Annotated in this window: 19 protein-coding genes; 9 read left to right on the top strand and 10 right to left on the bottom strand. The window is 63.1% G+C overall.

Annotated features, from left to right (window positions below):
* Window positions 1-94 precede the first annotated feature (94 nt).
* Both V7651_RS14855 and V7651_RS14850 read left to right on the top strand, forming a co-directional pair.
* Complete coding sequence (locus tag V7651_RS14855) at window positions 95-1,561, top strand: leucyl aminopeptidase (RefSeq protein ID WP_335613620.1); 1,467 nt, start codon at window positions 95-97, stop codon at window positions 1,559-1,561.
* A 155-nt stretch (window positions 1,562-1,716) separates the two neighbouring features.
* Window positions 1,717-2,193, top strand: coding sequence for a DNA polymerase III subunit chi (locus V7651_RS14850; RefSeq protein ID WP_035537903.1), 477 nt, complete (start codon window positions 1,717-1,719; stop codon window positions 2,191-2,193).
* Here the strand turns inward: V7651_RS14850 and V7651_RS14845 are convergent.
* The gene (locus V7651_RS14845) at window positions 2,190-2,525 is read right to left on the bottom strand and encodes a zinc ribbon domain-containing protein YjdM (protein ID WP_035537905.1); all 336 of its coding nucleotides are present in this window, start codon (window positions 2,523-2,525) and stop codon (window positions 2,190-2,192) included. The genes V7651_RS14850 and V7651_RS14845 overlap by 4 nt on opposite strands.
* A gap of 145 nt (window positions 2,526-2,670) precedes the next feature.
* Here V7651_RS14845 and ndk point away from each other — a divergent pair, with 145 nt between their 5' ends.
* Complete coding sequence (gene ndk, locus V7651_RS14840) at window positions 2,671-3,093, top strand: nucleoside-diphosphate kinase (protein WP_335613619.1); 423 nt, start codon at window positions 2,671-2,673, stop codon at window positions 3,091-3,093.
* 101 nt (window positions 3,094-3,194) lie between these two features.
* On the opposite strand, the gene V7651_RS14835 is transcribed toward ndk, so the two are convergent.
* The 5 genes from V7651_RS14835 to V7651_RS14815 form a co-directional block, all read right to left on the bottom strand.
* Complete coding sequence (locus V7651_RS14835; protein WP_035537908.1) at window positions 3,195-3,575, bottom strand: DUF7668 domain-containing protein; 381 nt, start codon at window positions 3,573-3,575, stop codon at window positions 3,195-3,197.
* A gap of 110 nt (window positions 3,576-3,685) precedes the next feature.
* Complete coding sequence (locus V7651_RS14830) at window positions 3,686-4,630, bottom strand: alpha/beta fold hydrolase (RefSeq protein ID WP_335613618.1); 945 nt, start codon at window positions 4,628-4,630, stop codon at window positions 3,686-3,688.
* Window positions 4,631-4,747: 117 nt separating this feature from the next.
* A complete protein-coding gene (locus V7651_RS14825) occupies window positions 4,748-5,602 on the bottom strand; it encodes a formate/nitrite transporter family protein (protein ID WP_335613617.1) in 855 nt (284 codons plus the stop codon).
* Between the two features lie 61 nt (window positions 5,603-5,663).
* Window positions 5,664-6,305 (bottom strand): glutathione S-transferase family protein, encoded by a 642-nt coding sequence (locus V7651_RS14820; RefSeq protein WP_335613616.1) that lies wholly within the window; start codon window positions 6,303-6,305, stop codon window positions 5,664-5,666.
* Between the two features lie 383 nt (window positions 6,306-6,688).
* Entirely contained in the window at window positions 6,689-7,123 is a 435-nt protein-coding gene (locus V7651_RS14815; RefSeq protein WP_335613615.1) for a GNAT family N-acetyltransferase, read from the bottom strand.
* A gap of 280 nt (window positions 7,124-7,403) precedes the next feature.
* Between V7651_RS14815 and V7651_RS14810 the strand changes: the two genes are divergently transcribed.
* The gene (locus V7651_RS14810; protein WP_335613614.1) at window positions 7,404-7,625 is read left to right on the top strand and encodes a hypothetical protein; all 222 of its coding nucleotides are present in this window, start codon (window positions 7,404-7,406) and stop codon (window positions 7,623-7,625) included.
* On the opposite strand, the gene purN is transcribed toward V7651_RS14810, so the two are convergent.
* Together purN and purM are read right to left on the bottom strand one after the other, a co-directional pair.
* Complete coding sequence (gene purN, locus V7651_RS14805) at window positions 7,622-8,212, bottom strand: phosphoribosylglycinamide formyltransferase (RefSeq protein ID WP_335613613.1); 591 nt, start codon at window positions 8,210-8,212, stop codon at window positions 7,622-7,624. The two genes, V7651_RS14810 and purN, sit on opposite strands and share 4 nt — an antisense overlap.
* Complete coding sequence (purM, locus tag V7651_RS14800; RefSeq protein WP_035537922.1) at window positions 8,209-9,234, bottom strand: phosphoribosylformylglycinamidine cyclo-ligase; 1,026 nt, start codon at window positions 9,232-9,234, stop codon at window positions 8,209-8,211. Before purM ends, purN begins: the two co-directional genes overlap by 4 nt.
* A 107-nt stretch (window positions 9,235-9,341) precedes the next feature.
* On the opposite strand from purM, the gene V7651_RS14795 reads away from it, so the two are divergent.
* Genes V7651_RS14795 through V7651_RS14780 form a run of 4 tightly spaced genes read left to right on the top strand, consistent with a single transcriptional unit; the run spans window position 9,342 to window position 14,767 of the window.
* Complete coding sequence (locus tag V7651_RS14795) at window positions 9,342-10,370, top strand: hypothetical protein (RefSeq protein ID WP_335613612.1); 1,029 nt, start codon at window positions 9,342-9,344, stop codon at window positions 10,368-10,370.
* 25 nt (window positions 10,371-10,395) lie between these two features.
* The gene (locus V7651_RS14790; protein ID WP_335613611.1) at window positions 10,396-11,079 is read left to right on the top strand and encodes a P-loop NTPase family protein; all 684 of its coding nucleotides are present in this window, start codon (window positions 10,396-10,398) and stop codon (window positions 11,077-11,079) included.
* 35 nt (window positions 11,080-11,114) lie between these two features.
* Window positions 11,115-13,289, top strand: coding sequence for an RNA degradosome polyphosphate kinase (locus tag V7651_RS14785; RefSeq protein ID WP_335613610.1), 2,175 nt, complete (start codon window positions 11,115-11,117; stop codon window positions 13,287-13,289).
* Window positions 13,286-14,767 carry a Ppx/GppA family phosphatase gene (locus tag V7651_RS14780; protein WP_335613609.1) on the top strand — a complete coding sequence of 494 codons (1,482 nt, stop codon included), beginning with the start codon at window positions 13,286-13,288 and terminating at the stop codon, window positions 14,765-14,767. Before V7651_RS14785 ends, V7651_RS14780 begins: the two co-directional genes overlap by 4 nt.
* Window positions 14,768-14,775: 8 nt before the next feature.
* On the opposite strand, the gene rnd is transcribed toward V7651_RS14780, so the two are convergent.
* The gene (rnd, locus tag V7651_RS14775; protein WP_335613608.1) at window positions 14,776-15,942 is read right to left on the bottom strand and encodes a ribonuclease D; all 1,167 of its coding nucleotides are present in this window, start codon (window positions 15,940-15,942) and stop codon (window positions 14,776-14,778) included.
* A gap of 97 nt (window positions 15,943-16,039) precedes the next feature.
* Between rnd and aspS the strand changes: the two genes are divergently transcribed.
* The gene (gene aspS, locus V7651_RS14770; RefSeq protein WP_418887254.1) at window positions 16,040-17,872 is read left to right on the top strand and encodes an aspartate--tRNA ligase; all 1,833 of its coding nucleotides are present in this window, start codon (window positions 16,040-16,042) and stop codon (window positions 17,870-17,872) included.
* Window positions 17,873-18,003: 131 nt separating this feature from the next.
* Here aspS and V7651_RS14765 read toward each other — a convergent pair whose 3' ends face one another.
* Entirely contained in the window at window positions 18,004-18,738 is a 735-nt protein-coding gene (locus tag V7651_RS14765; RefSeq protein ID WP_051624691.1) for a pentapeptide repeat-containing protein, read from the bottom strand.
* Between the last annotated feature and the right edge of the window lie 63 nt (window positions 18,739-18,801).

The raw sequence follows: 18,801 nt of genomic DNA, 5'->3' as shown, positions 1-18,801 counted from the left end.
AGTCTGCATCATATAGGGCATGCTTTTTTCTTAGCTAACGAGTTGCGCTGCGCGCGTCGACGTTTACTTTCCGTCACAAACGGAGATTACTCATATGAAGATTTCATTCGCCGACGCCGCCAAGGCCGACATCGTTGCCTTTATCGTAGACGAGGGCGACGGTCTGCCGGGGGCTGCAGCGGACGTGGATGCGGCTTCGGGCGGCCTGCTGACCGAAGCCCTGTCGGGCGCGCGCTTTGACGGCAAGAAGGACCAGCAAGCTGTTGTGGTTCTGCCGAAAGGCGGCGATGCCCGCCGCGCCGTGCTGATCGGCGGCGGCAAGCCCAAGAAGCGCGATGCGCGCGTTTTCGAGTCGCTTGGCGCCAATCTGGTGAAATCGCATGCCAAGGGCGGCTTCAAGTCGATGGCCGTGCATGTGGCCAGCGCCGAGGATGCCGCACGGGTCGCACTTGGCGCCAAGCTGGCTGCGTACCGGTTTGATACTTATTTCACGAAACTGAAGGCGGACCAGAAGCCGAGCCTGACGTCGCTGACGTTTATCGTCGACGATGCAAAAGCCGCCAAGGCCGCCTTCGCGCCGCTGGACGCCGCCGCCGAAGGCACGAACATGGCGCGCGACCTGGTGAACCTGCCACCGAACGACCTTTACCCCGAGAGCTTTGCCGGGCGCCTGAAGGACCTCAAGGAATTCGGCGTTGAGGTGGAAATCCTCGGCGAGAAGGAAATGAAGAAGCTGGGCATGGGCGCGCTGCTGGGCGTCGGCCAGGGCTCGCGCAAGGAAAGCCAGCTCGGCATCATGAAATGGATGGGCGGCGCGGAAGGCGAGGATCCGGTGATCCTGGTCGGCAAGGGCGTCTGCTTCGACACGGGCGGCATCTCGCTGAAGCCGGGACCGGGCATGGAAGACATGCGCGGCGACATGGGCGGCGCTGCCGCTGTGACCGGCACGATCCGAGCATTGGCAGCCCGCAAGGCGAAAGTGAACGTCGTGGGCCTCGTGGGCCTCGTCGAGAACATGCCTGACGGCGATGCGATTCGCCCCGGTGACATTCTCACGTCGGCCAGCGGCCAGACCATCGAAGTGCAAAACACCGACGCCGAAGGGCGCCTCGTTCTCTGTGACGTGCTCTGGTACGCGCAGGAGCATTTCAAGCCGAAGGCCATTGTCGACCTCGCGACGCTGACCGGCGCCATCGTGATCTCGCTTGGCCACCACCATGCCGGCCTGTTCACCGGCAGCGACGACCTCGCTGACGAGCTGACCAAGGCAGGCCTCCATGAGGGCGAGCGCGTGTGGCGCCTGCCGATGGGCCCGGAATATGACAGCCTGCTGAAATCCAAGTTTGCCGACATGCGCAACATTGGCGGCCGGGCCGCGGGCTCAATCACGGCGGCGCAGTTCCTGAAACGCTTCGTCAAGGACGGCGTGAAGTGGGCGCACCTCGATATTGCCGGTGTGGCATGGGTTGAAGGCCAGAAGGCCGCGTTTGACGTGACCTGGGCATCCGGCTTCGGCCCGCGCCTGCTGGATCGCTGGATCGCGCAGAACTACGAGGACTGATGTGGACAACCAGGCGCCTTCCTTATCCTCCCCCGCCTGCGGGGGAGGTGCCCCGCAGGGGCGGAGGGGGCGTTTTGCGTCCGTGGAAGGGTTCCCCCCTCCGAGCTGCTGCGCAGCCCACCTCCCCCGCAGGCGGGGGAGGATAAGGAAGGCTCATGACTGACGCGCCTGCTTCCCCCGAATGGTGGTTCTACCATCTCTCCCGCACGACGCTGGAGCAGGCGGCGGCGCCGTTGATGGCGAAATGCCTCGAAGCCGGGTGGCGCGTGCTGGCGGTTTCGCCCAGTGCGGAGCGCCGGGCGGCGCTGGACGCCGCGCTGTGGACCTATGAGGACAAGAGCTTCCTGCCGCATGGCCAGGCCGAGGCGCCGGGGCTGGACGCCGCGCGCCAGCCGGTGCTGCTGTCAGCCAAGGCCGAGAATGTAAACGGCGCGGCGGCTCTGGTGCTGATGGACGGCGTCACCGTGCCTGTGGATGCGCCCTATACGCGCTGTATGGTGATGTTCGACGATGGCGACAGCGGCGCGCGGACCAAGGCGCGGGCGCAGTTCAAGGCCGCCAAGGATGCTGGCCTCGTGACACGCTACTTCCAGCAGACACCGAAGGGTGGCTGGAGCGAGGCAGGCGTCTAGGCCTTCTTCACGAACTCGGATTTGAGACCCATGGCGCCGATGCCGTCGATCTTGCAGTCGATGTCGTGGTCGCCGTCGGTGAGGCGGATGTTCTTCACCTTGGTGCCGCGCTTCACAACGAGGGAGCTGCCTTTCACCTTCAGGTCCTTGATGACGGTGACCGTGTCGCCATCGGCGAGCGGGTTGCCGTTGGAATCCTTGATGACCTTGTCGCCAGCCTCGGCGGCCTCGCCTGCGGCCCATTCATGGGCACATTCCGGGCAGACCAGCATGGTGCCGTCTTCATAGGTGAATTCGGACTGGCATTTGGGGCAGGGGGGCAGGGCGGTCATGGCGTGGTCCTTGGGCGGCAGTGATAATCGCCCCTAAGCCGCATCCCGCCTCTGCGCAAGGCAGCCCTCTGCGCTTGCCCCGGCGGGCAGGCGCCGCTATAGGCCGCGCCAACACTCCCCTTTCCAGCACAACAGGAACTTCCCCATGGCTGTCCAGCGTACATTTTCCATCATCAAGCCTGACGCGACCAACCGCAACCTGACCGGCGCGATCAATGCCGTGATCGAAAAAGCAGGCCTGCGCATCATCGCCCAGCGCCGCATCCAGATGAGCCAGGCGCAGGCGGAAGAATTCTACGGCGTTCACAAGGAACGCCCCTTCTTTGGCGAACTGGTGGAATTCATGACCTCTGCGCCGGTTGTGGTGCAGGTTCTGGAAGGCGACGATGCCGTGGCCAAGTATCGCGACGTGATGGGCGCGACCAACCCGGCCGACGCCGCCGAGGGCACGATCCGCAGACTGTTCGCGCTGTCGATTGGCGAAAACTCGGTCCACGGTTCGGACTCCGCAGAGAACGCCGAAATCGAAATCGCGCAATTCTTCACGGCTGACCAGATCGTCGGCTAAGCCTCCACCGCCCTTCGGGGCAGCAGAGATTCAAGAGAAGGCCCAGCCGAAAGGCTGGGCCTTTTTGTTGGGATTGATGTATTTACCTGGCGGGCAAAAATTCAAGGCACATAAACGAGCCCCGGCTGAAATATGAAATCTTGACCGTTTTTCCGGACTTTCACATGCAGTACGAGGTCGCTTGTTAGGGTTGCTCCCGCTGACAGATCGACAAGCACTTCCCAATACTCTTCCATCCACCGGTAGATTGACGTGTCCCATGTGCTCGCGTCGAGCGGGGCCAAGGAATCTGGATAATCTTGAATATTGGCGCGATTGATTTTTGCGAAGTCTGGATCTTCGTACTGGGAAACTTGCGGAAGACTGCTCAGCTCAAAATCTCCCGCTGCGAGCGCATCAGCTATTTGCTTCAAGGCGGCCCGCCATTCTGTCGGGATCGGAAGTTCACGATCTCCATTTTTCTTTACGGGAACATCAGACATGGGAAGCCCTGCGGTTGTGAACGAAGTCTCGTCGATTGCGGAAATAAATCACAGCGTCAAATACAGGGCTTTTCAAGCTTCAGAGGCGCCACCATTTCGCCCCCCTCGTATCATTCAGCCAGCAGGCTGTCGAACTCCCTGCGGAGGTCGGGGTGGTGGCCGAGGAGGAGGTGGCCGCCGTGGTCCAGTGCGAGGAAGCGGCTATGGGGGATGCGGGCGGCGAGGGTTGATCCGACGGCGAACGGGTTCAGCCGGTCGTCGCGCGCATGCACGATCAGGACTGGGGCGCAGATGGCTTCCAGATTGTAGGTGGCGGACGGATCGACGGCGGCGCCCTCATTATTGACCCCGGCAAGGCGGCGCGAGGCGGGGAGGAACGTGTCGATCAGGTCGCGAACGAACAGCGCCTCTTCGTCTGAGAGGCCCTCGCGCAGGTCGGCGCGGGCATCGAAGGCGGCCTCCAGCTGGCGGCGCGCGACCTTGGTGAGCGTCCAGTAGATCACGTTATTGCCGAGCAGTGCGGAATAGGCCCAGGTCGGGATCGGGCGATCCGCCACTTCGGGCGAAAAGGGCGTGAACGGGGCAGGCGACAGCAGCATCATGCGGTCGGTCCGTTCGGGATACATGGCGGCAAACTGGAGGGACGGGGGCACGCCGCCCGACATGGCGAGGATGCTGACACGGCCAATGCCCAGCGTATCAAGGAGATCGGCGAAGGCCTCAGCTTGCGCCGCTGTCGAGGGCGTCTCAGGCAGGGCGCTGCCGAGATAGCCGAAGCGGGAAACGGAAATCCACCTGTACCCGTCGCCGCCAATGGCCTGCGCCAGGATGCGACCCTGATCGAACCCGCCGCCCGCGCCATGAACCACGAGCACGGGCGGCCCTTTGCCCCAGCTGGCATATTCGATGGGGCCGTGCCGGGTTTCGGCGAGGGAGCGTTCCGCCTCCAGCGCGGTGATCCGCTGCCGCGTCTCGGCCAGTGCCAGCAGGGCGACCGCAAGCATGGCCAGCAGCAGGAGCGCGGCGGCGATGAGGCATACGCGCAAGACAGTCATGTTCCGGGCTGGGCCTCCCCTCGTCTTCGATCATGGTGCCGGATCGTGCCTGTGAATAGAGCGCGGCCATTCGAATCTGCAAGTGGGTTAAACCGGGTGTGCGAACGGGCCGCGGCCCTAATCCTTCTCCTCTTTCATTTCGTCGCTGACCTGGCCCCAGGCGAGCATGGCGAAGAGGCCGGTGCCGCCGAGCACGTTGCCGAGGAGGGCGGGCAGGAGGTTTATGGTGATCAGCTTGAAGATGTTTGCCTCACCGGTGACCGCCAGCAGGAACAGCTCTGCCGAGCCGACAACGACGTGGGCCATGTCGCCGAGCGCGATGATATAGGTGAAAAGCACGATCACCCAGAATTCGCTGCCCTCGGCGCTGGGCAGCATCCAGACGATGGCGGCGATCAGGAAGCCTGCGGGAATGGCCTTCACAAATGTGTCGGAGGCGCTCCACGCGGCGACATGGTGGCTGATCTCGACGGCGGCGGCGGTGACTTCCGGCGTGAGGATGCCACCATAGGCGATGAGCAGGGCGGCGAGGAAGGTGCCGATCATGTTCGCGGTGAAGACGATGCCCCAGAGCCGCGCCGTGCCGAACATGGTGCGTCGGCAGGGGTGGGCGAGTGTGGGCAGCACGGTTGTGATCGTGTTCTCGGTGAAGAGCTGCATGCGCGACAGCATCACGAGCAGGAAGCCCGACGTGTAGCCGAGATTCTCGATGAGGCCACGCCATGGTGCGTCCGGCAGGTGCGACCGGAACATGGCTTCGGTCATGAGGGAGAGGGAGATGCCTGCGCCGGCGGCGATGCCGGACCACCACATGGCCGATTGCGGGCGCTTGAGTTCGGATTCGCCCTCCTGACGTATCGTCTCGTAGACGACGCGCGATTTAAGGCGTGTGAGCTTCTTGGCTTCGACCTGCTCCTCGGCGGAGATGTGGTCGTCAGTGCCGTCTTCCGGCGGGGCTGTTGGTTCGTTCATTATGGGGACAACTGTTGGGGCGCGATAAGGTTGCCGTCAATCATGCGGTCATTTGGGCGCATCACTCCCCGAGCGCCGCAGCCCATTCCCTCGTGGCCTCGCATGTGTCCATTGCCCGGCGATAGCCGTCGCGGTCGGTGGTGTGGGCGACATAGGCCTGCTCTGCTTCCGTGAGGGGTACGCCACCAGCGCGGCGGGCGAACTGCAGCGCATAGGTGATCGAGATGTCGGCGGCGGTGAAGGCGTCGCCAGCCATGTAGCGCGCTTCGGCGAGGCGGCGGGCGACGATGGTGCGGCGGCTCTCGAAGGTCTGCATGGCCTTGCGGGCGCCCCAATTGTCTTTCTCTTCCTCGGGCGCGAGCATCTTGCTGACCACGACGAAGAACATGGAGGCAGCGAGGCCTGCCTCGCCGAGGTGGAGAAATTGCTGGTAGAGGGGGAAGGCGGGATTGTGCGGGTCTGGGGCGAGCGGCGTCGGCCCGTAACGGGCCAGCAGGTATTCCATGATGGCGATGGATTCGACCAAGATGGCATCGCCGTCCTGCAGTGCGGGGATGAAGCCACCCGGGTTGATGGCCAGGAATTCGGGATCGTTCTCGACACCGGCCAGCATGTCGACGGGGCGCAGCCGGTAGGGCAGGCCCATTTCTTCGAGCAGCCAGACGACACGGAAACCGCGGCCCTCGCCGTATACGGTGATCATTGCTGAATGCCCCTGTGCACGTTGGCTGTATCCTAATTCTACGGGAGCGTACGTGCAACGGCGATGGCAACAGCACGAAAAGCCGGACGGGCAGGAAGCTCTCCGGTTTTTAGCGATAGAAGCGAGCGGGGAAAACAGGGCCGCTAGCATGGATGATGTTTTGGGAAGTCAGGTTGCGATCCTGCCTCCCCCGCTTGCCGCCGCCCGGTGGGGCCGGGCAGCATGAGAAGTATCGCATGGGGGCATGTGGGGTTGGGTTGGAGTGGTAGGACAGGCGGCGGGGATTGGTGCATGGGAGTGGAAAGCCGCCTTCCTATCCCTGCGCGGACGAACGCGAGTCGTGAGGAAGTTGGGCGCCGCCGGGAAGCGGCGCCCCGAATATGTCAGCCTTCTGATGGCGAGAATGCCAGTTTCAGCGTCTCTTGCCCGGAGGCTTCGTGAACGTATTCACCGACCTGTCGGAAGCCGTACCGGTCATAGAAGGCACGGCCGATGGCATTGGCCTTGAACACGTCCAGCGTGACGGCGCCCTTCTTCGACACGGCGAAATCCATCATGGCGCGGCCGTAGCCTTGCCCATGATGTTCGGGTTGGAGGAAGATGGCGCCGACTTCTGCATCAATGAGCGCGATGAAGCCGATGGGTATGCCTGCGCCTTCCAGCACCCAGATGTCAGCGAATTGGGGATAAACGTTCCTCACATTCTCCGCCTCCGCGTCCAGAAACGGCGTGGAGAGAAACGGATGGGCGCGTTCGCTGGCAGCACGCCAGATGGACACCACAGCGTCAGCGTCGTGGTCAGTATAGGGCCTGATCATTGTCAGAGACCTCTTTCATGGTTTGCGGCCCGGCGAATGCCGGGCGCGTGTTTTCGGGATTTTGTGGATCAAGTCAAAGGGCTCAGCGTGGCGCGGCACGGCGAGACTCATCTTCTGCAACTTGTTTTGGCCGCACCATGCGCGCCAATATTATCGGGACATAAAATCTCCGGTTCGATGTGGGGATCATACCGCATCAGCCCCCTGTTTCCAAGAGTTGACCCATTGGGCCCTGTTTTGACGCCTCTTCCTTGAGTCACCTGATCAGCGAGGGAAGGCCGTGCCGAATTTACCACATGTTCCGATGCCCAAATGGACCTGCGCCAAGTGCGACGCCGAGAACAATATCAACGTGTCGCGCTGTTCGAATTGCGACGAGATGCGCGCTGCGGGGCAGGCGTTCAACAATGGCGCGACATCGGTGAATGCGGCGTTGCGGCAGGCGATTGATGATGCGAAGGCCGATGCGATGAAGAGCCTGAAGAAGCCGCCGGGGGCTTAGCGGCGCGCCTTGATCGCGGCGCAGGCCTTGGCGAGCGCAGCCGGATAGAGCTGGTGCTCAACAGGCAGGAGGCGGGCGGCGAGCGTGTCGGCTGTGTCGCCGGGCAGGATGCGGAGGCTCGCCTGCTGGATGATCTCGCCATCGTCGACACCGGGGCTGACCCAGTGGACTGTGGCGCCGGCCTCTGCATCGCCCGCGTCGATGGCGCGCTGATGGGTGTCGAGGCCCTTGTACTTGGGCAGGAGCGAAGGGTGGATGTTGATCATCCGGCCCTGCCACTTGTTGACGAACCAGGGCGTCAGGACGCGCATGAAACCGGCTAGGGCAATGATCTCGGTGCCAGCTTCCGTGAGGGCCTGGTCCATGGCGCGCTCGAAGGCTTCGCGGTCCTTGCCATAGGGTTTGTGGTCGATGGCAAGGGCTGGGATACCAGCATCCATTGCAGTTTCGAGGCCCTTTGCGTCCGGGCGGTTGGCGAGGACGAGGACGGGCTTGGCCGGATAGTCCGGGGCGGCGGCGGCCTTGAGCAGCGCCTCCATGTTCGAGCCGCGGCCGGAGATCAGGATCGCAAGGTTTAGCGGGGTCATTTCGCGGCGAGATGGCCAAGGATGACGGGCATTTCGCCCGCGTCTGTGAGCTGGGCCATGGCGGCGTCAGCGTCTTCAGCAGCCACAGCGAAGATGAGGCCGATACCCATATTGAAGGTGCGGTGCATCTCGTCTTCGGTCACATTGCCGGCTTCCTGCAGCCACTGGAAGACCGGGAGCGGGGTCCAGGCGGACCGGTCGATGACCGGCTTGAGGTGTTCCGGGACCATTCGCGGGGTATTCTCGGTGATACCGCCGCCCGTGATGTGGGCGAGGCCTTTCACGAGGCCGGACCGGATCAGCGGAAGAGCAAGGTGCGAATAGAGCCGCGTCGGGGTCAGCAGGGCCTCGCCGAGCGTCTGGTTGCTAAAGGGGGCTGTGGACTCATAGTTCAGCCCTTCGCGCTCGACGATGCGGCGGATGAGGGAATAGCCGTTGGAATGGGGCCCGGAGGAGGCCACGCCGATCAGCACATCGCCTTCGACCATGTCGTCCATGCGGGGCAGGACCTTGGTGCGATCGACAGCACCGACGACGAAACCGGCAAGGTCGTAATGGCCCGGCGGGTACATGCCGGGCATTTCGGCCGTTTCGCCGCCGACAAGGGCGCAGCCGGACTGGCGGCAGCCTTCGGCGATGCCGGAAATAACCGCTTCGGCGATGCCGCCTTCGAGCTTGCCGGTGGCAAAATAGTCGAGAAAGAACAGCGGCTCTGCGCCCTGGGCGAGGACATCATTGGCGCACATGGCGACAAGGTCGATGCCGACCGTATTGTGCTGGCCGACGTCGAAGGCGAGCATCAGCTTGGTGCCGACGCCGTCCGTGCCGGAGACGAGGATGGGGTCGTCGTATCCGGCTTTCTTCAAATCAAACAAGGCGCCAAAGCCGCCGAGGCCGCCCATGACGCCCGCGCGGGACGTGGCCTTGGCCATGGGGCCAATGGCGCCAACGAGGCGTTCGCCTGCCTCAATATCGACACCAGCGTCACGGTAGGAAAGGGGAGTTTTTGGCGTTTCGGTCATGATGTCTCGCGCGTTAGCATGGGGAAATCGCCTTATCCAGTGCTGCTTGCGGTTCCAGCCGCCGCATCAGCTTGCTACAAGGAAGGCTGACAGGGAGGTCGTTGACCATGATTCGTTTGCTTCTCGCCTCGGTATTCCTCGCCTGTATGGCATCCCTGCCAGCCATGGCAGATACCCGTGATGTTTACACCGTCCGCAATATCGAAGTCGATGAACAGGCTGCCAGCGTGATCGAAGCGCGCAATGCGGCCATGTCCGTTGCGCGCCAGAAAGCGGCGCGGCGCCTGCTCGACAAGATCACCCTTGCGTCTGACCGGGCCGCTGTCGGCGGACTGCCGGTGGATTATGCACTGGCCGAGCGCCTTGCGGCAGCTGTGGACGTGCAGGAAGAGAATGCGGGCGCCGGGCGCTATCGCGGCGTCCTCTCGGTTGTGCTCAATCCGCTGATGGTACGCGCGCATCTCGATCAGAAAGGCGTGCCCTATGTGGACACGCAGGGGCCCCTTAGCCTGATGGTGCCGCTGGCAGCGGACTACCAGGCGCAGGAAGCCTGGCGGGCAGCGCTGGGCCCACGCAATTCCACGGCGCTGACACCCTATGTGACGGCAACGGACCCTGGCTATTCCAATTATTCCGACTGGTCGCAGGTTTCGACCGAAGCGGCGACCGTCAATGCGCGGCGCGGCGTGCTGGCTGAACTGGCTGGCAGCGAGGGCGCCTATCGCGTGACGCTGTCGACCGTAACGGCGGCCGGGACCGAACTGGTTGGCACGACGAATTCAGTACCGACGCTGGCGGATGCCGCAGCCGCAGCCTCTGCCCTGATGGACGAGAACTGGAAGCAGCTGTCGATCATCCGGGGCGGTGCACGCACGACCACCAGCGCCAGCGTGCGCTACACGTCGCTCGCTGAGTGGAACACGCTGCGCGGGGCGCTGGCCCGTTCGCCGCTCGTCTCGGATTTCAAGATCACGGCGATTGCCCGCGATGGCGCGCTGGTGACCTTTGCCTATGCGGGCGATGAGCCACGGCTGCAGAATGACCTGTTGCAGCGCGGTGTGTCGCTGGCCGCAGCGCCGGATGGTGAAGACGGCCTCGTGCTCAGCTCTGCCGTGTCTGCCACGGCGAGGCCGTGAGCCAGAGTATCCTGACAGGCCCGGCATGCCCGACCAGTTGAGTTTTGGATTTCCCGCCACGGGGCTCGGCTTCGCCGATCTGGTGGTTTCCCCCGTCAACGAGAGCGCCCTGCGCATCGTGCAGCGGCCAGAGAACTGGCCGACGCCGGTGCTGTGCCTCGTGGGCGCTCCAAAGTCGGGGCTGACCACGATTGCCCATGCCTGGGCGCAGCGCTTTGGCGGCGATGTGTTCGAGGCGAAGGCCTTTGCCAGCCTCAAGGCGCGGGACGTGGATGCGCGGGCGGCGGCTCTCACGGCGATTGACGGGGCAGACCGCGTGCCCGCAGGCGACAAGGTGCTGTCGCTGATCAACCTCATTTCGGGCGGGGCCGGGCGGATGCTGCTGACGGCCAATGTGCCGCCACCGCAATGGCAGGCACCTTCGGCGGACCTGAAATCGCGCCTCAATTCCATGCCCGTGACGGAAATCGACCCGCCGGACGAGGCGATGATGATGGGACGGCTGAAGGCGGCTGCGGTGCGGCATTTCCTCAAACTGGAGCCGGATGTCCTCAAATATCTGGTTCCGCGGCTTGATCTCTCCTATGAGGCCATTGAGACCTTTGCCGAAAGGCTGAGCGATGGCGTAACCGACCTTGGCCGGGCGCCCAGCGTGCCGCTGGTGAAGGAGGTGCTCGATGCAATGCAGGATCGGGCGCCGGACGGCTAAGTCGTGATACTGAACTGAAAGCTGACGGGGCAAACATGGCAGACGGAACGACGCGGACCCAAAAGGCGCTGAAGGCGTCGCCTGACAGGTTCCTCAACCGGGAACTGTCCTGGCTGGAATTCAACCGGCGTGTGCTGGAAGAGACGGCCAACAAGGCGCACCCCCTGCTGGAGCGTCTGCGTTTCCTGTCCATCTCGGCAAGCAACCTCGATGAGTTCGAAATGGTGCGCTATGCGGGCCTGCGTGAGCAGGTGCGGGCCGGTATCGTCAAGCCGAGCCAGGACGGGCTGAAACCCTCCGAACAGGTCGAGCAGATCGAGAAGGCGTCGCTGCGCCTGATCGCAGACCAGCAGGAACAGTGGCGCATCCTGAAAGAGGAAATGGCGGCGGAGAATATCCACGTCCTTTCGGCCGCCGCGCTGACCAAGAAGGAACGCACTGACCTCGAGACCTATTTCCGCAACAATATCTTTCCGGTGCTGACACCGCTGGCGGTGGACCCGGCGCACCCGTTCCCGTTCATTCCGAACCTCGGCTTTTCGATTGCCGTGGATCTCGTCTCGCGCTCAGGCGGGGAAGGGCATGTCGGCATCGTGCCGCTGCCGGCCTTCGTGCGCCGCTTCATCCGGCTGCCGAAGACGACCAAGGGCCATATGCGCTTCATTGCGCTGGAAGACGTGATCGGCCTGTTCCTCGAAGAATTGTTTCCCGGATTCGAGGAGAAGGACCGGTGCCTTTTCCGCGTGGTGCGTGACAGCGATATCGAGATCGAGGAAGAGGCCGAAGACCTGATCCGCGAGTTCGAGGTGATGCTGAAGCAGCGGCGCCGGGGCCGTATCGTGCGCCTCAGGATGCAGTCGAGCGCGCCGGACAAGCTGCGTGAATTCATTACCCACGAGATTGGCGCCGAACAGGCCGATACGGTTCTGTATGATGGCATTCTGGGCATGGCGCAGCTGTCTGAGTTGATCGTCGACGACCGACTGGACCTGCAATTCCCGCCTTATGAGCCGCGCTATCCCGAGCGCATCCGCGAGATGGGTGGCGATTGCTTTGCAGCGATCCGGGCAAAGGACATTCTGGTCCACCACCCGTTCGAGAGCTTTGATGTGGTGGTCCAGTTTATCCGGCAGGCCGCAGCGGACCCACAGGTCGTGGCCATCAAGCAGACGCTGTATCGCACGACATCGAACTCGCCGGTTGTTGCGGCGCTGATCGAGGCGGCCGAGTCCGGCAAGAACGTGACCGCGCTTGTGGAGATCAAGGCGCGCTTTGACGAGGAGGCGAACCTGCGCTTGGCGCGCGACCTGGAACGGGCCGGTGTGCAGGTGGTCTACGGGTTTATCGAGTACAAGACGCACGCCAAGGTGTCGCTGGTGGTGCGGCGTGAGGGGACGGAGCTTCGTTCGTATACGCATTTCGGGACGGGGAACTATCATCCGATCAATGCCCGTATCTATACGGACCTTTCCCTGTTCACGGCTGACGCGGCGCTGGGGCGCGATGCGAACCGGCTATTCAACTTCGTGACCGCCTATCGCGAGCCGCCGGATGTTGGCCCGGTGCTGGAGAAGATTTCCATGTCGCCGCTGACCCTGCGGTCGAACCTGATCAAGATGATCGAGGCGGAAGCGGCGGCCTCCAGGAAGGGCCAGCCCTGCGGCATCTGGGCCAAGATGAACTCGCTTGTGGACGGCGAGGTGATCGACAAGCTTTATGAGGCGAGCCAGGCGGGTGTGCCGATCACGCTGGTGGTGCGGGGCATCTGTTGCCTGCGTCCGGGCGTGCCGGGGCTGTCGGAGACCATTGCTGTGAAAAGCATTGTGGGCCGCTTCCTGGAGCATTCGCGGATCGTCTGCTTTGCCAATGGTGAGGCGCTGCCGTCGCCGAATGCCAAAGTGTTTATCTCGTCGGCTGACTGGATGCCGCGTAACCTGACGCGGCGCGTTGAGGCGCTGGTGCCGATCGAAAACCCGACCGTACATCGCCAGGTGCTGAACCAGATCATGGTGGCGAACCTGAATGACGAGACACAGAGCTGGATCATGGAGGCGGATGGCGACTATCGCCGCGTGAAGCCGGAAAACCGCGAGACGGCCTTCGAGGCGCACCAGTATTTCATGGACAATCCAAGCCTTTCCGGGCGAGGGAGTGCCCTTGAAGTCAGCCTGCCCCCGCGCCTGTCGCACAAGGGCGGCAAGTCGGCATGATGTTCCCGAAATCAGAACGCGCCGGCATTATCGATATCGGGTCGAACTCTGTTCGTCTTGTGATCTATGACGTGCTCGGATCGTCGATCCTGCAGACCTTCAATGAGAAGGTGATGGCGGGCCTCGGCGAAGGTCTGATCAAGCGGGGGACTTTGTCACCCACCGGCCGGGAGGCAGCGCTGGGGGCGCTGAGCCGTTACCGGGCGATCCTGAAGGCGCTGAACCTGCGGAACTATACCGCCGTCGCAACGGCGGCCGTGCGCGAGGCGAGCGACGGGCCGGACTTCGTGAAGAAGGCCGGGCGCGTGCTGGGGCGGCCTGTGAGAGTCTTGTCTGGGGCGGACGAGGCGCGGCTTTCGGCGCTGGGCGTGGAGGCGAGTTTCCACCAGCCCAAGGGCGTGATGGGCGACCTTGGCGGCTCAAGCCTGGAATTCCAGCGCATCGGTTATGGCAAGGCGCTGGGCGAGAGCCTGCTGCTGGGGCCGCTGTCACTGGCCGAGGATGTGATCGACCTGCGCGAGCTGCGCAAGAAGGTGAAAGCCGAGCTGAAGAAGTCCAAGGCGCTGCCGGGCGCACAGGGGCGGTTCTATGCGGTAGGCGGCGCGTGGCGCTCGTTTGCGCGGCTGAACATGGATGTGGAGGATTATTCGCTCCACGTGCTGCAGGGCTATCAGATGAATGAGGGGCAGGTGGCACGCGCAGCGAAGCTCTGCTTCGACAGCGTGACCAACCCGGCAGCCCGCAGCGTGATCGAGAAGGTGGACCGGCGCCGGGCACGGCACTTGCCGATTGCGGCGATGATCCTGGAAGAAGTGCTGGCGAGCAGCCAGCTGGAGGGCGTGACGATATCGTCCGGCGGCCTGCGCGAGGGCGTGCTGCGCGACCTGACGGGCGCGGCGGTGACCGATCCGTTGCTGGACGGTGTGATCGCCTTTGGGCGGCTTGACCATAACCAGATCGCCTTTGGGCAGGCGCTGCATGAATTCGTGAGCCCGGCCTTCGGTCCGGAAGCGGACCTGTTCGGCTCACCGGCGGCGGATGCGCGGATCGAGAAGGCGGCCTGCATGATGGCCGACAGCGCAGGGCGCTTCCATCCGGACCACCGCTCGCTGCTGGCCTATGAACAGGCCCTCAGGGCGCCCTATGCGGGCGTGAGCCATGCCGAGCGGGCGATGATCGCCTACGCGATTGGCTGCCGGTACGAGAAGGATTTCAAACGGCCGAGCGAATATCTCGGGCTGACCACGGACGAACAGGCCGACCGGGCCAAGCAGCTGGGCAGCGCGATGCGGCTCGGTGCGGTGTTTTCGGGGCGGTCAGGGCCGATCCTGCAGCGGGCGAGCCTCGCGCGGAAAGGCGGCGACCTGGAACTGCATGTGCTGAAAGTGGATGCGCCGATGGTATCGGACACGGTGCTGCGGCGCCTGTCGCAGACGGCGAACCAGCTGCGGCTGAAGCCGAAGGTCGTGACGGTCTAAGACTGGGCCTAGACGTCGAAGAGGCGGACCTGACCACCCTGGAAGGAGACGGCGAGCTGGCCGTTGAGCAGGGCCTGCGCCTTCTTGCCGAACATATCATAGCGCCAGCCGGTCATGGCCGCGATGTCTTCGGTCGTCTCGCCACGGGCAATGCGGTCGATATCGGCCGCATTGGCGATCAGGCGGGGCACGACATTGTGCTCGTCGCTGACATGCTTGAGCAGCACTTTGAGCAATTCCGGCGCGCCGGCAGGGATTTGTGCATTCTGCACGCGCGGCTCCAGCTCGGGGGCGAACTTGTCCGGATTGTCGATGGCTTCGATCACGGCTTCCATCAGACCCTGGCCATGCTTGGAGCGGATGAAGCCTGACGGCACAGCGCGCAGCTGGCTGTAATCGTTCTCGTTACGCGGCTTCTGGGCAGCGATTTCCTGGATCGCGTCATCCTTGAGGATGCGGCGACGGGGCTTGTCCAGTTCCTGCGCGAGGCGTTCGCGCCAAGCGGCGACGGCGACGACGATGGCGGCATAGTCCTTCTTGGGCTTGCGCAGTTTCAGGCGCTGCCAGGCGTTCATTGGGTCGGTGTCGTATTTGGCGGGATCTTCCAGATCGGCCATTTCCTCGCGGACCCAGTTCATGCGGCCGGATTTTTCCAGCTCTTCGCGCATGATGAGGTAGATGTCGCGCAGGTGCGTGACGTCTCCGAGGGCGTAGATCAGCTGTTTCTGGCTGAGCGGGCGGCGCATCCAGTCAGTGAACTGGCTGGATTTGTCGATCTGGCGGCGCACGACGCGCTGGACCAGATTGTCGTATGAGATCGAGTCGCCATAGCCGAGGGCCATGGCGGCCACCTGGGTATCGAAGATCGGGCCGGGCGGGTGGCCGATGAGGCGATTGAAGATTTCGATGTCCTGCCGGGCGGCGTGGAACACCTTTACCCGGTTATCCATGGCGATCAGGTCAAGGAAGGGACCGATGTCCAGATCCTCGGCCAGAGGGTCAATAAGGCCCTCGACCCCCGGTGCGGAGGCCTGCACGAGGCAGAGTTCCGGCCAGTAGGTCGTTTCCCGATGGAATTCGGTATCGACGCAGATGAAGTCCGATTCGGCCAGTTTGCCGCACAGGTCTTCGAGCGCCGACTGCTCAGTAATGGGAGTCAAGGTGTTGTCAGTCATCGCGGGCTTGCGTATCGCAGGCCCTTGACAAGTGAAAGGGCTTAAATGCCCTTGCGCCCCTGATTTATAATGAATGCCTTTCCGGAGAAACGATCCGATGCACGCCTATCGCACCCATACATGCGGTGAACTTCGCAAGTCCCACGTGGGCGAAACCGTCAAATTGTCCGGCTGGCTGCACCGCCGCCGCGAACATGCCGGCGCCCTGTTCATCGATCTGCGCGACCATTATGGCCTGACGCAGGTCGTGGTCCACCCAGGCGCGCCTTTCTACGAGGACGCCAAGCGCGCCTCGGCCGAAAGCGTGCTGACCGTGACCGGCAAGGTGATCTCGCGAGAGGCAGAGGCGGTTAATGCCGAACTGCCCACAGGCGAGGTGGAATTGCCCGCAGACACGCTGATTATCGAGAGTGCAGCTGAAAAGCTGCCGCTGCCAGTCTTTGCGGAGCCGGACTATCCGGAAGATATCCGCCTGAAGCACCGCTATCTCGACCTGCGCCGCGAGACGCTGCACAAGAACATGATCCTGCGCAGCCAGGTCATCGCCAGTCTGCGCCAGCGCATGATCGCGCAGGGCTTCATGGAATACCAGACGCCCATCCTGACGGCCTCCAGCCCGGAAGGCGCACGCGACTTCCTCGTGCCGTCGCGCCTGCATCCCGGCGAATTCTACGCGCTGCCGCAGGCGCCGCAGCAGTTCAAGCAGCTGCTGATGGTGTCCGGCTTTGACCGTTACTTCCAGATTGCGCCGTGCTTCCGCGACGAAGACGCGCGCGCCGACCGGTCGCCGGGTGAGTTCTACCAGCTCGATATCGAAATGAGCTTCGTCACCCAGGATGACGTGTTTGGCGCGATTGAGCCTGTCATGCGCGGCGTGTTCGAGGAATTCGCCAACTGGGAAGGCAAGGGACGTTCGGTCCCGGCCGAACCGTTCGTGCATATTCCCTACGCCGAAGCGATGACGAAATACGGCTCAGACAAGCCAGACCTGCGCAACCCGCTGGAACTCTCCGATGTGACCGATTTCTTTGCGGATGAAAGCAAGACCGGTTTCAGCATCTTTGCGAAGATCATCAAGGGCGGCGGCAAGGTCATTGCCATTCCGGCGCCGAAGGCTGCGGCTGAAAAGTCCCGCAAGTTCTTCGATGACATGGACAAGTGGGCCAAGAAAGAGATGCAGGCGCCCGGCCTTGGCTATGCGCGCCTGAAGGAGGCCGATGGCGGCGGTGTGGACAGCCAGGACCCTGTGCTCAAAGGCTTTGAGGCGGGCCATCTGGCCGATCTGCTGGCTCATATGGGGCTCGGCGCTGGCGACGGCGTATTCTTCTCGGCAGGCGCAAAGGGCGCGGCCTACAAGCTGGCTGGTGCCGCCCGCAACGAGCTTGGCAAGTCGCTTGAGCTGATTGAAGAGGGCGTGTTCCGCTTCTGCTGGATCGTCGACTTCCCGATGTTCGAATATGACGAAGACAACAAGAAGATCGACTTCAGCCACAACCCGTTCTCGATGCCACAAGGCGGCATGGAGGCCCTGACCGCAGCCAAGACCGAGGAAGAGATCCTCGACATCAAGGCCTTCCAGTATGACATCGTCTGTAACGGTATCGAACTGTCATCGGGTGCCATCCGGAACCACCGCCCTGACGTGATGCTCAAGGCCTTCGAGATGGCGGGATACGGCCCGGAAGTCGTCGAAGCCGAGTTTGGCGGCATGCTGAACGCGTTCCGCTATGGCGCCCCGCCGCATGGCGGGATTGCTCCCGGCGTCGACCGGATCGTCATGTTGCTGGCGGATGCCGAGAATATCCGCGATGTCACGCTGTTCCCGATGAACGGTCAGGCACGCGACCTGCTGATGGGCGCACCGAGCCCTGTCGACGACAAGCAGCTGAAAGAGCTGAACATCCGCATGGCGCCTCAGGTTAAATCCTGAGGCGATAGCGGCTTACCATCCATACGTATCCCCGGCGAAAGCCGGGGTCTCATGCGGTTTGGCTGAATTGGTTTCTTCAATTGCCTGAGGTCCCGGCGTTCGCCGGGACTGCGGAGCTTTTGGATACGGGCTTATTGAGCCGTGGCGCTCGCCATGATGACGTCGCCGCAGAGGGGCAGCAGCAGGCCCGGTGGCATCAGCGTGTCGATCGAGCTGCAGGCGCCCTCGAAATTGGCCAGATCGTGATGGGTCATGCCCGAAAGGTCAGCCCCGATGAAGCGTACATCGCGGAACGAGGCGCCGGCCACGTCTGCGCCTGTCATAACGACGCCGGTCATGTTGGCGCCGTTGAGAACGGTGGCTTTCATCACGGCCTTGTCGAACTTCGCGCCGCTGAGGTTTGCGCCGGAGAGGTCGGCTTCATCCAGCTGGGTTTCGCCGAGGTCGGCATCGGAGAAATTGGCGCCGACCATAAGCGCGCCTTGCATGTTGGCACCGCGCAGGATGGATTTGCGGAATTCCGCGCCTGAGGCCTGAACGCCCATGAGGCGGGCATTGGTGAGGATGGCATCGGAGAAGTGGGCGGCCGTCAGCAGGGCGGTGCGCAGGTCAACGCCCGCGGCATTGGCGCCCTCGAAATTGGTGCTGGTGGCCTGGATGCCGCGCATGAAGGCGAACTCGAGATTGGCTTCGCGGTAGTTGGCGCCGCTGAGCGTCCAGCCGGACATGTTGCGGCCAGCGAGGTTGCAGCCCCCGCACGAGCCGACATAGCCGGGCTGCCATGCGACGGGCTTGCTTTGTGCGACAGCCGGAAAGGATGCGCCAAGCAGGGCGATCACGGCAGGCAAAATCAGGCGAAAAGGCATACCAGTCATGTATCCGGGATATCGCTTTGTGGTAGCGAGCTATACTGAACAAACTGTAACAAC

Origin of the sequence: Hyphomonas oceanitis (assembly GCF_036964545.1) — a bacterium.
Lineage (GTDB): Bacteria > Pseudomonadota > Alphaproteobacteria > Caulobacterales > Hyphomonadaceae > Hyphomonas > Hyphomonas oceanitis.
The sequence above is the reverse complement of the archived record's forward strand: the minus strand, read 5'-3'. Positions and strand labels throughout refer to the sequence as shown.